The 13559-nt window shown below is 56.9% G+C and carries 13 protein-coding genes; 8 read left to right on the forward strand and 5 right to left on the reverse strand.

What is annotated here, in order from left to right; translation table 11 throughout:
- Positions 1-173: 173 nt before the first annotated feature.
- From neuC to RCCS2_RS01900, 3 genes are read left to right on the forward strand one after another with little or no spacing between them, the layout of a single operon-like run.
- Positions 174-1298, forward strand: a complete 1125-nt coding sequence (gene neuC, locus RCCS2_RS01890; RefSeq protein ID WP_037293039.1) for a UDP-N-acetylglucosamine 2-epimerase — start codon at positions 174-176, stop codon at positions 1296-1298.
- On the forward strand, positions 1282-2541 hold the full coding sequence (locus tag RCCS2_RS01895; protein ID WP_008230881.1) for a 3-deoxy-D-manno-octulosonic acid transferase: 1260 nt from the start codon (positions 1282-1284) through the stop codon (positions 2539-2541). Before neuC ends, RCCS2_RS01895 begins: the two co-directional genes overlap by 17 nt.
- Positions 2531-3823 (forward strand): 3-deoxy-D-manno-octulosonic acid transferase, encoded by a 1293-nt coding sequence (locus RCCS2_RS01900; RefSeq protein WP_008230882.1) that lies wholly within the window; start codon positions 2531-2533, stop codon positions 3821-3823. Before RCCS2_RS01895 ends, RCCS2_RS01900 begins: the two co-directional genes overlap by 11 nt.
- Here RCCS2_RS01900 and modC read toward each other — a convergent pair.
- Genes modC through RCCS2_RS01920 form a run of 4 tightly spaced genes read right to left on the reverse strand, consistent with a single transcriptional unit; the run spans position 3820 to position 7518 of the window.
- Complete coding sequence (gene modC / locus RCCS2_RS01905) at positions 3820-4881, reverse strand: molybdenum ABC transporter ATP-binding protein (RefSeq protein ID WP_008230884.1); 1062 nt, start codon at positions 4879-4881, stop codon at positions 3820-3822. The genes RCCS2_RS01900 and modC overlap by 4 nt on opposite strands.
- Entirely contained in the window at positions 4878-5573 is a 696-nt protein-coding gene (modB, locus tag RCCS2_RS01910) for a molybdate ABC transporter permease subunit (protein ID WP_008230886.1), read from the reverse strand. Before modB ends, modC begins: the two co-directional genes overlap by 4 nt.
- Positions 5573-6316: a molybdate ABC transporter substrate-binding protein gene (modA, locus tag RCCS2_RS01915; protein WP_008230887.1), complete on the reverse strand. Its 744-nt coding sequence runs from the start codon at positions 6314-6316 to the stop codon at positions 5573-5575. The genes modB and modA overlap by 1 nt, the downstream gene beginning before the upstream one ends.
- A 38-nt stretch (positions 6317-6354) precedes the next feature.
- A complete protein-coding gene (locus RCCS2_RS01920; RefSeq protein ID WP_008230888.1) occupies positions 6355-7518 on the reverse strand; it encodes an acetoin utilization protein AcuC in 1164 nt (387 codons plus the stop codon).
- 27 nt (positions 7519-7545) lie between these two features.
- Here RCCS2_RS01920 and RCCS2_RS01925 point away from each other — a divergent pair, with 27 nt between their 5' ends.
- The 5 genes from RCCS2_RS01925 to ptsP all read left to right on the forward strand — a co-directional run bounded on the left by RCCS2_RS01925 (position 7546) and on the right by ptsP (position 12744).
- A complete protein-coding gene (locus RCCS2_RS01925; protein ID WP_008230889.1) occupies positions 7546-8019 on the forward strand; it encodes an NUDIX hydrolase in 474 nt (157 codons plus the stop codon).
- A 62-nt stretch (positions 8020-8081) separates the two neighbouring features.
- On the forward strand, positions 8082-8486 hold the full coding sequence (locus RCCS2_RS01930; protein WP_008230890.1) for a DUF1178 family protein: 405 nt from the start codon (positions 8082-8084) through the stop codon (positions 8484-8486).
- A gap of 18 nt (positions 8487-8504) precedes the next feature.
- A complete protein-coding gene (locus tag RCCS2_RS01935) occupies positions 8505-9155 on the forward strand; it encodes an SDR family NAD(P)-dependent oxidoreductase (RefSeq protein WP_008230891.1) in 651 nt (216 codons plus the stop codon).
- A 70-nt stretch (positions 9156-9225) separates the two neighbouring features.
- A complete protein-coding gene (locus RCCS2_RS01940) occupies positions 9226-10464 on the forward strand; it encodes an aspartate kinase (protein WP_008230892.1) in 1239 nt (412 codons plus the stop codon).
- A 36-nt stretch (positions 10465-10500) separates the two neighbouring features.
- Entirely contained in the window at positions 10501-12744 is a 2244-nt protein-coding gene (gene ptsP, locus RCCS2_RS01945; RefSeq protein WP_037293393.1) for a phosphoenolpyruvate--protein phosphotransferase, read from the forward strand.
- Here ptsP and RCCS2_RS01950 read toward each other — a convergent pair.
- A complete protein-coding gene (locus RCCS2_RS01950) occupies positions 12735-13538 on the reverse strand; it encodes an EcsC family protein (RefSeq protein WP_008230895.1) in 804 nt (267 codons plus the stop codon). The genes ptsP and RCCS2_RS01950 overlap by 10 nt on opposite strands.
- Positions 13539-13559: the final 21 nt, after the last annotated feature.

Genomic DNA, 13559 nt, shown 5'->3' on the forward strand with positions numbered 1-13559 from the left:
ACCTAAGGATGACGTCAGATAAGGTCAAGCGCTTATGATAGTGGGGATACAACACATCGGCAATATCTGCGCATCAGCATTGGTAATCCGCGTTTCCTTTCTGTTGCCATCACGATAACCTTTGCGTCAGAAGTGATCGGGTCTGCCGATAACGCGATGATGTGGAAGACAGGATGCCGCGTTCAGTTCTATTTGTCACCGGAACCCGGGCCGATTTTGGCAAGTTAGAGCCTTTGGCCATCGCGACACGCGATGCAGGGCTCGATGTATCCTTCTTTACCACTGGCATGCATATGCTTGAACGCTATGGGCTGACCAAACTCGAAGTGCACCGCACCCCGGGCGTTCAGGTGCATGAATTCCTCAATCAGCGCATCGGTGATCCGCAGGACATGGTACTGGCAAAAACAGTCATGGGGTTCTCGGACTTCGTCAAAGAGTTCGCCCCCGATCTGGTGGTGATCCATGGCGACCGGGTTGAAGCACTGGCCTGTGCCCTTGTTTGTGCCACCAACTACATTCGCTGCGCCCACATCGAGGGCGGTGAGGTGTCCGGCACCATTGATGAGATTTATCGCCACTGTAACAGCAAGTTGGCCAGCCAGCATTTCGTGTCGTCCGATGACGCCGCCCGCCGCGTAATGGCACTGGGTGAGCCTGAAGCCCACATCCACACCATCGGGTCGCCAGAACTGGACTTTCACGCAGGCCCATCAGGCGTAACCTTTGCGCAGGTACAAGAACGCTATGATCTCCCTTCGGATGACTATGGCATTTGTGTCTTTCACCCGGTCACATCAGAGGCTGCCACGATGGGCGCGCAAGCCAGCGCGCTGTTTGGTGCGCTGGACCAATCGGGCCACAACTTTGTTGTGATTGCGCCAAATAATGACCCAGGTTCGGCTGCTATTTTTGATGCAATTGCGCAGGTGCCCAGCAACCGGTTCCGGGTCTTGCCATCCATGCGTTTTGCCCATTTCTCTGAACTGATGAAGAACGCAAAGGCGATGGTCGGCAATTCGTCTGCTGGCGTGCGCGAAGCCCCGTTTCTTGGCCTGCCCTCGCTTGATATCGGCACCCGCCAGACCAACCGGGCAAAATCACCGTCGGTCTTTTTTGCAGATGCAGGCGACGCGGATACAATTGCGCAATTCCTGCAATCTGAATGGGGCAAAGCCTATCCGCGCCATAACGCTTTTGGCGGCGGCAGTGCGTCAGAACGATTTGCTGCAACATTGAAGGATCCCGCGTTCTGGGAAACCTCCCTGCAAAAGACATTTCATGACCTCCCCGGCTGACATGCATCGCGGGCTGGCGTTGCGCAGCTATCTGGCGGCCACGCATCTGATACCGCTTGTGGCAAAGCCAATGCTCAGACGGCGCTTGAAACGTGGCAAGGAAGACCCCGGGCGCTGGCAGGAAAAATTGGGGCACGGATTAGCATCGCGACCGGATGGCCCCCTGATCTGGCTGCATGCCGTTGGGTTGGGCGAGGTCTTGTCCTTGCGCGGCTTAATTGATCGTCTGGCCAAAGCACGTCCCGACCTGTCTTTTCTGGTTACGTCAAACACGGCCGCCTCTGCGAAGGTTTTTGCCGAAAACGCCCCGGCCCGAACAATTCATCAATTCCTGCCTTTGGATGCACCGCCCTATCGCAAGCGTTTTCTTGATCATTTTGCACCGGATTTATGTATCTGGGTTGAACAGGACATCTGGCCGGGCATGGTCAACGATCTGTCCGCACGTGGTATCCCGCAGTGCATGATCGCTGCACGTATGAACGCCAGATCGTTCAAATCTCATTACCGGGCAGCTTCGCTGTTCCGCGATATCTATGGCGCGATGGCTTTGGTGATGGCACAGGATGCGGCAACGGCGGATCATCTGAGGGCGCTAGGTGCTGCGGCAAAGGTTGGTGGATCACTTAAACCTGCCGCACCCGCATTGCGCAACGATCCGGATGAGGTGGCAAGGTTGCGCAAACATCTGACAGGGCGGCGCATTTGGGCTGTTGCCCCGGCACATGCCGAAGATATCGCCATTGCCTGCGCTGCTCATACGCAACTGTGCAAAGTTGATACCTCAGCACTGTTGATCATTGCGCCGCGCTTTCCTGATCGCCCATTGGACCTGCAAAGCCCCCGGCGCAGTCTGGGCGAAATGCCAGATCAAGATAATCCCATTTGGCTTTTTGACACATTTGGAGAGTTGGGGCTGGTGTATCGCTTGGCCGATGCCGCGCTGATTGGCGGTACTTTTGGCGACATCGAAGGGCACAACCCATGGGAGGCAGCCGCTTTGGGCTGTGCTATCCTGCATGGGCCGCACACCGCAAATTTCAGCGTCGATTTTGCGCATCTGGCCGATCTATCCGGGGCAATTCCGGTAGAAACCGCAGATGATCTTGTCGCAGCTTTGACCTCACCCGAACTGGACACAACGATCAATAACGCAAGCGATGCCATTGCTGCGGCCAGCGCACAGGTTGATGATTTAGCCCAGCGCCTTCTGCAAGTTTTGGAGGCATCCAATGCAGCCTAACTTTCCCAGTCTGAAACTGCGGGTGGCGTTGGTCCTTTACAGCGTGTTGTTGTGGGTTCTCTTGCCGGTTGTTCTGCTCTACCTGCGCCGCCGTGGGCGCAAGGATCCGCTTTATGCACAAAAACTGGCAGAACGGTTTGGGCGCTACGGCGTGCAGCTTCAAAACCCGGTTTGGGTGCATGCCGTGTCGCTTGGTGAAATGCGTTCGGCCACACCGCTGATCCGCGCGCTATTGGCACAGGGTGAAACTGTCGTGACCACCCATTTCACCCCCGCCGGTCGGCGCGAAGCAGAACGCGAGTTTGCAAAAGAAATGGCAGCAGGCACCGTTCAACCAGTTTGGGTGCCTTTCGAATACGGTTTTGCGTATCGCCGCTTTCTCAAACACTTCGCCCCTAAATACGGGCTTGTCATGGAGATTGAAATTTGGCCCCGCATGATCATGGCATGCCGTAAACATGACACCCCACTTTTCATGTGCAATGCACAATACCCCGCAAAAAGCTTTGAAAAGGACCAACAGGGCCTCGGTTTACGTGCCGCGCTTATCGCCGGGTTCACAGGTGGGTTTGTAAAATCGCAAGGTCAACAGGACCGCTTTGCAGCTGTCGGCATGCCAAACATTCACATCACGGGCGAGCTGCGTTTCGATCAACCCATTCCGCAAGCGCATCTGACGGCGGCTGCAACCTGCCGCAAGGCGCTGACCAAGGGCCGCCCCAGCTTTACCCTGACAAGCGTCGTTGAAGGCGAGGACGCGCTTTACATCGACATAATCTGCCAAACGACGGATGTCTTTTTCACTTATGTGCCGCGCGCGCCTGAACGGTTTGGCGAAGTAGCAGAAATGATGACAGCCGCAGGTCTGCGGTTTGCGCGCAGGTCCGATTTGCTCGACAGCAATCTGCACCTGACGGATCCCGCGCCTGATATCGACGTGCTATTGGGTGACAGCATGGGCGAGATGTACTTTTATCTTGGGCTTTGCGACCGCGCCATTGTCGGCGGTGGGTTCGTACCCAAAGGCGCGCATAACATCATTGAACCATTGGCACTTAAGAAACCGGTCGTTGTAGGCCCCCATATCTGGACAATCGAATATCCCGCGACCGAGGCGATCGCGACAGGCGTTTGTCAGCTGGTGCCTGATGCAGCTGCCCTTTTGGCCGAAGTGCAATCGCCAACAGATGTGTCCAATGCTCAGATCACGGCCTTTTACGATGATCACGCAGGCGGGGTCGCACGAACACTGGCAGCGATACCCATCGCACTGCAGGCTTAGCTGCCAATATCCTCGGGTCCTACTGCGGTGGCTTTGATAATCGCATAAATCTGTTGGCCTACCGCCAATTCCATCCGCAACGCACTGCGCCGTGTGACACGCGCCAAAAGCTGGTCTTTACCGGCCTTCAGGCCAACGGCCACACCCGGCCCCCGCCCGTATTCGATCCGCGTAATGGTAACGGGCAGCACGTTCAGCGCGCTCAGGCCGGCCGGGGCCTGCTTTGCCAAAATGACATCCTGTGCGGGGATGCGGATACGCACGGTTTGTCTCAGAACCCCCAAAAGACCAGGTAAAACGATGCGCCCGCCAGAGAATGCAAGCTCGGTCAAACCGTCATCCAACAACCGCCCCGCAACTTTCGTTTCGATGACAGCACCTGCCGCGCGTGGACCGACAAGTGGCACTGTTTCAGGTTGGGATAAGACGGTCCCAACAGGACCAGCGATTGTCACCCGTCCGTCCTCGATCACCACCAAAGTTGTCGCCAGTCGCGCCACTTCAGATACGTCGTGGCTGACGTAAAGCATTGGAACCTGCATTTCGTCGCGTAGCCGTTCAATGAACGGCAGGATTTCGGCCTTGCGCGGCGCATCCAAAGCGGCCAGCGGTTCATCCATCAGCAAAAGCTGCGGGTCACACATCAAGGCCCGGCCAAGAGCCACGCGCTGGCGTTCCCCGCCGGAAAGATGCGCAGGCATACGGTCCAGCAGCTGTTCCAGCCCCAGCACTGCAATCACGCGGTCCGCGTCATGACTGCCGCCGTAATTCAGGTTGCGCATGACGGTCATGTGCGGAAACAGGCGGGCATCCTGAAAGACATAGCCAATACGGCGTTGTTGCGGGGACAGATGAATTTTTGATGCCTGATCAAAAAGCACCGCATCACCAATCGCGATCCGCCCTGCATCCGGGCGCAACAGACCAGCGACGGCATTGACGGCAGATGTTTTGCCAGAGCCAGAGCGCCCGAATATCGCTGTCACACTCGTTGGCGCGTCGAATTGCAAATCAAGCTGAAAATCACCAAGCCGCTTTTTGATATCCACACTGATCATTTGCCACCCAGCCTTTTGGCCATGCGGCGGGCAAGCCACTCCGACACCAAAAGTGCCCCCATGGCAAGGACAACGGACACAATAACAAGACCGACAACAGCAGGTTCACTGCCGGGCACTTGCAACAAGCCATAAATCGCCGTGGGGATCGTTTGGGTTTGCCCCGGAATAGCCGCGACGAAAGTGATTGTCGCACCAAATTCGCCCAAGGCCTTGGCAAAGCCCAATATTGCGCCTGCCAGAACGCCCGGCACGACCAAAGGCAATGTGACCGTGAACCAGATCCGCCAACGCGATGCCCCAAGCGTGGCTGCCGCGTCTTCCAATCCCGGGTCAACAGCCTCAAATCCCAGTCGAATGGCCCGTACCATTAACGGAAAGGCCATAATGGCTGCCGCCAATGCCGCACCGGTCCAGCGGAAAGCAAATGTGATCCCAAACGTCTGATAAATAAACGCGCCAACCGGTCCTTGCTGTCCAAAAAGAACAAGCAGCAAATAACCGGTTACAACCGGTGGTAAAACCAACGGCAGATGTACCAAACCGTTCAGCACCTGCCGCCCCGGAAAGGACTTGCGCGCCAATACATAGGCAATCCAGACGGCCACCGGCAATGCAGCAAGGGTAGCAACAAATGCCACCCGCAAAGACAGCCAGATCGCCGTCCATTCTTCTGGTCCCAACGCGTCCATTATCGCACGATATCCTGTGGCGGTAAAAACCCCGCCGTCGCAAGAATATCTTGGCCTTCACCGCTTAGCAGATAATCAAGAACCGCTTGCGCGTCGCCATCCGCCCCGTGCCCCAAAGCGCCTGTATAACGGATCGGCGGATGGCTTTCGGTCGGGAACACGGCAACTTCTGTGACCGCATCGCTGATCCGGGTGTCGGTCCGATAAACAATCCCCAAAGGTGTCTGTCCGCGCGCCACCAGCGCCAAAGCGGCGCGCACGTTATCAACCTCTGCCAATCTGTGTTGGACAGACTCCCACAGGTCCAGATGTTGCAAAGCCGCTTTGGCGTAAATCCCCGCAGGTACGGCCTCGGTCAGCCCAACGGCCAAGCGCGCGTTCGCAATCGCAGCATTCAAGGCCTCTTGCGTAAGGGGCACAGGCGCATGCCCTTGGGGCCCTATGAGGACAAGACTGTTACTGGCAAAATCCATGACAGTGTCGCCTTTCACATGCCCACCCGTAACAAGCACATCCATCCATTGCGTGTTTGCCAGCAGGACAATATCCGCAGGCGCACCAAAGGTGACCTGACGCGCCAAAGTACCGCTTCCCCCGTAGGAGACGACAACGTCTTCAAAACGTGCAGTCAGCTGATCCAAAGGCTCTTTCAAACTGGCGGCGGCAAAAATCAGAACCTCGGCACGCGCAGCAGGGGCTGCCAGCGTACAGATGATGCCAAAAAGAAGCGCGCGTAAGACCATGGCGCGACTATCAGCGCGTTTTCAAAGCCTTGCAAGGGTCAGCGCCAGACCGCGCGGCGACCTGCCAACTGGCGCACATTGGCGCGCACGCTGTCGCGGATTGGGCCGTCGCGCGGCACATCGCGCAGGGTGGCGATCCAATGCGGCTCTGGATGGTGCTGGCGGAATGGGCCGGCCCATGTAAGAGCACCCAAAATGCCCTGTGCCGTAGGCGGCAATACATCAGGAATGTCATAATTATTAAGTATCGCCCAGACGCCTGTCCAAAGCCTGCCAACCGACCACGGGTTATAGCCGCCGCCACCCAGCACAAGATAGCGCGGCGCAAGCGGCCTGAGTGCGGCAACAACCGCCCAGTGTGCATTATTTGACAGGGTCAGGCGCGACTGAGGGTCTTCAGTCACAGCATCTGCCCCGCATTGCAGCACAATGGCATCGGGGCCAAAATCAGCGACCAAAGGCAGGATCAGGTCATGCAGGATCAATCTCATTTCCGTATCATTCAGGCCTGATGCCACCGGTAAATTGAAAACCTGCCCTTTGCCTGCATTACCGATCTGCCCGGTTCGCGGCCAGCGGTTTTCCTCATGCACCGAAATCTGCAACGTGTCCGGGTCATCCGCAAAAGCATACTCAACCCCGTCAGGGTGATGCGCATCAATGTCAACGTAGGCAATCCGCCGCGCACCATTGCGGCGAAGTGACTGGATCGCCAGCACAGGGTCGTTGAGATAACAAAACCCGTTTGCGCGATCCGGCAAACCGTGGTGCGTGCCGCCCGCAGGCGAATAGATCACACCACCGTGGTTTAGCAGTTCACCTGCCAAAAGCGATGCGCCCGCAGATGTGGCGGGACGACGGTACATTTCCTTGAAAACCGGATTGGATGGGGTGCCCAGGCCATGACGCTGGCGCACATCCTCTGTCACCTCTTGCATGGCCTCAGCCGCTTGAAGCGCTGAGAGGTATTCCGGCGTATGAAAACCGGTCAACGCGGAAGGTTTCGCGCGCGGGCTGGTGATAAACTGCGCAGGCGGCAACCACCCCAGACTGCGCGCAAGATCCATTACGGTTGACACGCGCGGCACCCGCAACGGATGCCATGACCCATAACTTGAGTGCCGATAAATCTCAGACCCGATAAATCGCGGTGGTGGGGTTGCCCCGGGATCACTTGCCTGCATATCGTCCGTCATAGGCATGATGTAACGCTTTTTGCGACGGAGAACATGGCGAAAAAAGTCGCAAAACAGCTTCCCCTGAAACTGCGGACCGGACGCAAGACGGATGTGCGTGCGCAGTTTGCGGCACTTTGCTGGCGCGTGAAAAACGACAAGGTGCAGGTTTGTCTGGTGACCAGCCGCACCCGCCAGCGTTGGATCATTCCCAAAGGCTGGCCCATGCACAAGCAAACCCCGGCAAATGCAGCCGCCACGGAAGCCTATGAAGAGGCAGGAGTGAGTGGTGATGCCGTCGATTTCTGCCTAGGCGTCTATAGCTATCACAAACCTCAAAAGGTCGGGAACGCGCCCATCATCACGATGGTTTATCCGGTGCACGTCACCCATGTGCACAGCAAATGGCCCGAGAAAAAGCAACGAAGACGCAAGTGGATGTCGCCTGCCAAAGCCGCCAAGAAACTGACCGAGCCAGAACTGAAACGCATCGTGGCCGGGTTCAAGCCAAATAGGATCGCGCGCTAGCAAATGCTTGCAGCGCCCCACAAAAGGCCTAACTATCGGTCAGACGCAAAAGACAGGCCGCAATGATCCGTTTCCACCTCAAATGTGACCAAGACCATGCATTCGAAAGCTGGTTTCAATCAGGCGATGCCTTTGACAAGCTTGTGGCCGCTGGCATGGTGACCTGCGCATCATGTGGGTCAACCAAGGTGACGAAATCCATCATGGCACCCGCTGTCAGCACCTCCTCTGAAATCGCGGCACCCAAGCCCGTTGACAAGGCGCTGGCTGAATTGCGGGACAAGGTGGAAGCCAATTCTGATTACGTCGGCAAAGGTTTTGCCAAAGAAGCGCGCGATATGCACGACGGCGTCGTGCCAGACCGCCCGATCTATGGTGAGGCGAACTTGCAAGAGGCGAAAAAACTGGTTGATGACGGCATCCCCGTCGTCCCACTGCCCTTTATGCCACGCAAGAAAACCAACTGAACCGAAAAGAGGCCGCAAATGACAGTACTGATCACAGGCGCAAACCGCGGCATCGGCAAGGCACTTTTTGACGGCTATGTCGCCCGCGGCACACAGACATTTGGCACGCACCGGCAGGCCGAGGATGGCGCGATGTTGCAGCTGGACGTGACCGATGCCGCATCCCAGTGCGCGCTGGCCACCCGGATGAAAGACACAAGCCTTGATTTGCTGGTCTGCAACGCCGGCGTAAACCTTGATCAAGGACAAAAGCTGGAAAGCGGCTATCCATCTGCGATGTGGGAGGCGACCTTTGCGGCCAATGTCGCAGGTGTCTTCATAACGATCCAGTCGATGCTGTCGAACCTCAGGCTCAGCGAAACACCCAAAATAGCCATCATCGGATCACAGCTTGGGTCCCAGACCATCGCATCGGGCGGCGGGTATATCTACTGCGCCAGCAAAGCAGCCGTGCTGAACTTGGGGCGCAATCTTGCGGCTGATCTGGCACCCGAAGGCTTTGGCGTTGGCGTCTATCACCCCGGCTGGGTCCGCACCGATATGGGTGGCAGCGGCGCTGATATCACGATGCAGGAAAGCGCGGACGGGCTGATGGCCCGCTTTGATGCCCTGAGTGTCGAAACAACTGGCTGCTTTGAAACATGGGACGGACGCCCACATCCTTACTAACGGATTGCCCTTGGGGCAAAGCGGCATTAAGGAAGCGCCTGAATTAACAGATGTTCCCCTAGGACAACCCATGCCCACGCTTGTGATGAAATTTGGCGGCACGTCGGTGGCAAACCTTGACCGGATTGCGCGCGCGGCCAAGCGTATCGCGGTTGAGGTCGCCAATGGCTATGATGTCATCGTGATCGTCTCTGCCATGTCGGGCAAAACCAATGAATTGGTCGGCTGGGTGGATGAGACATCCCCTTTCTATGACGCGCGTGAATATGATGCGATTGTATCGTCAGGCGAAAACGTCACAGCGGGCCTGATGGCGCTGCGCCTACAGGAAATGGATATCCCCGCGCGCAGCTGGCAAGGATGGCAAGTGCCGGTCCAAACCACGTCGACCCATTCCAGCGCGCGGATTGAAGATATCCCAACCGACAATATCAACGCCAAGTTCGGCGAAGGCATGAAAGTTGCGGTGGTTGCCGGCTTCCAAGGCCTGAGCCCCGAAGGACGGATCACAACGCTGGGGCGCGGCGGGTCTGACACCACAGCCGTGGCCTTTGCCGCCGCGTTCAACGCTGATCGCTGCGATATCTATACCGATGTGGACGGCGTCTATACCACCGACCCACGCATCACGACCAAAGCGCGCAAGCTGGATAAGATCGCGTTCGAAGAAATGCTGGAACTGGCGTCACTGGGTGCAAAGGTCCTGCAAACCCGATCGGTCGAGTTGGCGATGCGCTATAAGGTGCGCCTGCGGGTGCTATCATCATTCGAGGAACCATCGGACAGCGCAGGCACGCTGGTCTGCGATGAGGAGGATATCATGGAATCCAATGTTGTGGCCGGTGTGGCCTATTCCCGTGACGAGGCAAAGATGACGCTGATCTCGGTCGCTGACCGTCCGGGCATTGCAGCGGCGATCTTTGGGCCGTTGTCCGATGCGGGTGTGAACGTCGATATGATCGTGCAGAACATATCGGAAGAAGGCCGGACGGACATGACGTTCTCTTGCCCCACCGATCAGGTGAAACGCGCGGAAAAGGCGATGCAAGCGTCCAAAGACAGCGGCGACATCAACTATCATGATCTTGTCGCCGATGAAGGTGTCGCCAAAGTTAGCGTCGTGGGCATCGGCATGCGCAGCCACACAGGCGTGGCGGCCAAAATGTTCCGCGTGCTGTCGGCCGAAGGTGTGAACATCAAGGTCATCACAACCTCCGAGATCAAAATTTCCGTACTAATTGATCGGAAATACATGGAACTTGCCGTGCAAGCCCTGCATGATGCCTTTGAATTAGAGAAATCAGGCTGACCCGCACCATCGGTCGCCTGTATGGGCGGGGGATCTATGCCACATCGGCTCGAATCTGAAAGTCGCAAGCTGCTTGGACGGCTCCGCGAGGCGCTCGCCGCTGACAATGAAGGTCAGGCGCGGCTGGATTCTGTGGTTGATTTGATCGCAAACTCCATGGGCACCGAGGTGTGTTCAATCTATCTGTTCCGCGACGCTGAAACGCTTGAACTATGTGCCACGAAAGGCCTGCAAGCCGAAGCGGTCCACCAAACCCGTATGCGGTTGGGCGAAGGTCTGGTTGGGCGCACAGCCAAAAGCCGTAATGTGATCAATACCGCTGACGCGCCATCTTCAAAGGGGTTCCGCTATATGCCGGAAACGGGCGAGGAACGGTTCTCGTCTTTTTGCGGTGTGCCTATCCAGCGCCTTGGTGACGTTTTGGGGGTATTGGTTGTGCAGTCCAAAGACGCGCGCGAATACACAACAGACGAAGTATATGCCCTTGAAATCGTCGCGATGGTCATCGCAGAGATGACCGAACTGGGTGCATTTGTTGGCGAAGGTGCCGCCCTTTCGGCGCGCCATCAGCAACCGGTCTTGTTGCGTGGCTCAATTGCACAGGAAGGTGCAACCGAAGGTGTGGTTCATCTACACGAACCCCGTGTCGTTGTCACAAACCCGATTTCAGACGACCCTGAAACCGAAAGCGCGCGCCTGCATGCCGCGATTGAACAACTGCGCGCCGGTGTCGATGATCTACTAACCGGCGCAAACACTGCGGACAGTGATCAAAAGCAGGTACTCGAGGCGTACCGCATGTTTGCCAACTCCAGCAGTTGGCTGAAGCGCATGCAAGAAGATGTGCAAAACGGCCTTTCGGCGGAAGCGGCAGTTGAAAAAGAGCAATCGCTGGCACGTGCCCGCATGTCGAGGGCCACCGATGCTTATCTGCGCGAGCGTTTATATGACCTAGATGATCTGTCCAACAAACTACTACGTCTGCTGACCGGCCAAGGGGCCGATGCCCGTGCTGATATGCCCGACAATCCGATCCTTGTTGCGCGCAACATCGGGCCGGGCGAATTACTGGAATACGGCAAGACCATTAAAGGGATTGTTCTGGAAGAAGGCTCTGTTGGCAGTCATGCCGCTATTGTTGCACGTGCCTGGGCGATCCCGCTTATTATCAACGCCAAAGGTGTCACACGCGAAGCATTGAACGGCGACCCAATTCTGGTCGACGGCGAACAGGGCATTGCACACCTGCGGCCTGATGAAACAGTGCATGCCGCCTTCCGCGACAAGATCGAAATGCAGGCACGCGCGCAGGAACGCTATGCGTCTATCCGTGATCTGCCAGCGGAAACGAAATGCGGTCAGGTGATTTCACTACAGATGAACGCCGGGCTTATTGCCGATCTGCCATCACTTGAAGGATCGGGCGCAGAGGGCGTAGGCCTGTTCCGCACAGAGTTACAATTCCTGATCCGCAACCAGATGCCGCGGCGCGCGGAACTCTCTGCGCTCTATTCGCGCGTTGTCAAAGCTGCGAATGGAAAGCGGGTTGCTTTTCGCACACTTGATATCGGGTCTGACAAAGTGCTGACCTATATGAAACCCAATGACGAACCCAATCCCGCGATGGGCTGGCGCGCTATCCGTGTGGGTCTTGATAAACCCGGTGTGTTGCGGATGCAGTTGCAGGCGCTTTTGCGGGCGGCAAACGGGCAACCCCTTGCCGTCATGTTCCCGTTTATCACACAAATTAGCGAATTCCGCGCGGCACGTGCCGAAATGGATAAGGCTATCGCACGCGAAACCAAACTGGGACATGCGCTGCCATCCAAGCTCGAAGTTGGTGCGATGCTGGAAACACCGTCGCTAGCCTATGCGCCTGATGCATTCTTTGAAGAGGTTGATTTCATCTCTATCGGAGGTAACGATCTTAAGCAGTTCTTCTTTGCCGCCGATCGCGAAAATGAACGGGTGCGCAAGCGATATGATACACTCGACAGTAGCTTTCTGGCCTTCATCCGCAATGTGATCCTGCGTTGCGAGGCTTCAGGCACGCCATTATCCTTCTGCGGCGAAGATGCGGGGCGACCGGTCGAGGCGCTTTGCTTTGCGGCTCTTGGCCTGCGCGCGCTGTCCATGCGCCCGGCCTCGGTCGGCCCTGTCAAACATCTGCTGCGGCGCGTCGATCTGAATGAAGTGCGCAAGGTCATGGATGATGCGATGGCCAATGGCGATCAATCGGTGCGCCGCGCCGTCGCTGACTGGCTGGTCTATCAGGTCTGAGGAAGTTTGCCTGAGGCCAAGATTGCATGGAAATGGTCGGTGACGGCTTTGTCACCATAAACACGCGCCAGTTTGCGCAATCCAAAATGTACATGTGCCATTGCAACATAGTAATCGACAAAAGCATAGTTCGTGCCTGCCCCGGCTGCTGCACCTAGAATTGGTACGGCTTGTGTTGCAAGCTTCTGCGACAGAACCGCCGCAAACCGAGGCGCAACCTTGCTAATCAACCCATTGACCGCAGCACCCGAAATGCTGAGCCTTGCACCAATAAAGGCGGTATCAACGCCATCATCCCCGGTGCCCGGACCACCGGCACCAAAAACAGCAAGGCATTCCATCTTGGTTTCTTCTGCGTCCGGGTCTTCGCCATATGCCACAGCAACGTGATGGACCGCGCGGAAAATCACCGTCGTTGCAACGGGCAGTTCTGCCAGTGCGGTGGGCAAGCCACCAATGCCACCAAGCGCCCCTGAAATGGTACCCAATATCTTATGAATGCGATCTGATCCGATGGTTTCACCGCGCCCCATGCGCGACTTGCTCGCCACATCGAAACTTTGACGCAGCGCTGCGCGGGCCAAATCATCTATCTGGTCGCGGGCCGACGCTGGCAGCAGCTTAAGCCCGTCTTCCACCTGACCACCAACAAAGTTGATTGCAGACATCAACACACCATTCGCTTTGCGCTGGCGTGCGGCAAGTGCCGCGATTTCGGCCTTCGCCGCTTCGGTCAGCGGCTGTGGTGGATCGGTAGGGTTGATCTGTTTCATCGCGGTACTTTGGTCATCCATGTTAACAAAATGGTGACCGAA

Source organism: Roseobacter sp. CCS2, from assembly GCF_000169435.1.
In the GTDB taxonomy this organism is placed as follows: domain Bacteria; phylum Pseudomonadota; class Alphaproteobacteria; order Rhodobacterales; family Rhodobacteraceae; genus Yoonia.